The following is a 356-nucleotide window of genomic DNA, read 5'->3' as shown; positions in this document are numbered from 1 at the left end:
TTTTGTTCTTCAGTCAATACTCTTTTTATACACTTTATCTTAATATTCTCTACCATTGTGATGTCAAAACTTTATCTAATTTTCCGTTCTTAATAAAAATATCTATAATTCTGGTATCTCCCCAATTATTAGGGTCTGCCATTTTTTGGGCTTCACCAGAAGATATTCCCCAACCTCCTTTTCCTGCTTTCTGCGGATCTAAAATGCCTTTAATAAATCTAAAAGAATCTACTTGTCTTACAGATAGTGGACTAACCTTTCCTGTAGTATTTGTTTTAACTTCAAAGAAATCAAATTTCCCATCTTTACGCATACCTACAAGGTCTATTCCATGATTAGAGCCATTTTGAACAGCT

The 356-nt window shown here is 32.9% G+C and carries 1 protein-coding gene; it reads right to left on the bottom strand.

Annotated features, from left to right (window positions below; all coding sequences use genetic code 11):
• Window positions 1–49: 49 nt before the first annotated feature.
• On the bottom strand, window positions 50–356 hold a 307-nt coding region (locus GNY06_RS09570; protein WP_212995104.1), incomplete at its 5' end, for a hypothetical protein.

It is taken from the genome of Elizabethkingia argenteiflava, from assembly GCF_009904105.1.
Classification (GTDB): Bacteria; Bacteroidota; Bacteroidia; order Flavobacteriales; family Weeksellaceae; genus Elizabethkingia; species Elizabethkingia argenteiflava.
This window is presented reverse-complemented; position numbering and strand designations above follow the sequence as displayed.